This window comes from Salinivibrio costicola subsp. alcaliphilus (assembly GCF_001996185.1).
Lineage (GTDB): Bacteria > Pseudomonadota > Gammaproteobacteria > Enterobacterales > Vibrionaceae > Salinivibrio > Salinivibrio costicola.
The window spans coordinates 1-1,477 of record NZ_MUFR01000095.1 but is presented as its reverse complement, the minus strand read 5'-3'; the positions used below and the strand labels follow the sequence as shown (position 1 = coordinate 1,477).

The following is a 1,477-nucleotide window of genomic DNA, read 5'->3' as shown; positions in this document are numbered from 1 at the left end:
GAGCTCGTTGTAGCCCTCGCCTTGGTGGCTCTCGCTGCGCCAAACCGTCTTGGTTTTGTGTGCCGGTAAGGTATAAGGCGGCACATTGGTGGCATGATAGGTGCGGCCGGTGATAATCGGTTGGTCGGGGTCACCGTGTAAGAATGACACAATCACTTCATGGCCAATGCGGGGAATGGCCATCATACCGTATTGGCTGCCCGCCCAACCTTGGGCCACCCGTATCCAGCAGCTGCTTTTGTCATCGCCGTTAGAATAGCGGTCCCACGGGAAGTGGACTTTCACTCGCCCGTGTTCATCACAGAAGATTTCTTCGCCATCCGGTCCCACCACGGTGCCTATCATGGGGCCATCCACTTGAGGTTTAGGCGTCGGCGTCGCCCGCCACGGGGTGGTGGCGGGAATAAGCATAAACTGGTTGTTGTAGGTGGTGGCGCCTTGGCCACCTTCTTCTTCCATCGCTTGTGGTTGGCTGCCTTGGTGATGCACCCGCACCACTTGCCACGCTTGGTTCACGCCCTCATCCAGATGGTCGCTGATGGTAAAGCGATAGCCAGCCCGTAATGCCGGCTCATTGCTTTGGCCGTTGGCGTGCTCGGCCTCGCGGCGTAAGTATTCTAAGCGGGTTTGGTTAAATGCCTGTCCAGTGGCGTCGTCTTTAAAGCGGCCCGGAAAGTCAAAGTGCTCGTAGCTGTCGGTACGCTGGTAATCAATGCCATCGGCTTGCGCCGCTTGTTGAAAACTATAACGGGGCTTTTTAAAGCTGTAGTCTTTTAACGCCGTGTGGCTAGGCTGCGCCGCGGTGTGGCGTGTGAGGCCATAGATATACGGCGTGTCGGTGCGACCGCCGCTTAAGGCGTTATAGGGCACAGGGCGCTCAAGCTGGGGCAAGCTGTTTGGCGCATCGGTCACCACCAGGGTATGGGTGGTGGCGTCGTGCTCATGGTGATACACCAAGCCCTCTTCTGCCGCTAAGCGGTGGAAGAACGCCAAGTCACTTTCACGGTGCTGGACACAGTATTCGCGCTCGGCATAGTCGCGAGTGAGCGAGAAGCTAACCTCCGTCACCCCCATTTCTGTGAGCAGGGTTTCTAGAATAGTCGGCACGGTTTGGTGCTGGAAGGTGCGACTGTTTTGGCGAAGCGACAGACGATACAGAGCGGGCACCAAGGTTAAGCGGTAGCGGGTAAAGTGATGACCAATGTCACCTTGGCTAAAGGCACTAGCAATGCCCTGCACCCGTTTGACCAGCTCGCCGTTGCGCCACAGCGTCAGCTGCACGGGCTTGTCGACCACTTGCTCTGGCGTGAGGTCGGTATGGCGGCTCGCCAATGCCACCTCATACTGGAACCCATACACCGGGTTGCCATTCAGGCCAGCTTGGTGAGAGAGGCACTCGTCCCCTTGGTAGTCCACCACCACGAACGGTTGCGGGTCGAGCCCCGCCACGGTTAACGCTATTTGCAATGTCGCCATC

The 1,477-nt window shown here is 57.9% G+C and carries 1 protein-coding gene; it reads right to left on the bottom strand.

Annotation, left to right across the window (positions count from 1 at the left end; all coding sequences use genetic code 11):
- Positions 1 to 1,476 (bottom strand): type VI secretion system tip protein TssI/VgrG (gene tssI / locus BZJ21_RS15270; RefSeq protein WP_077670254.1); only part of this gene is annotated, 1,476 nt, incomplete at its 3' end.
- Position 1,477 lies beyond the last annotated feature (1 nt).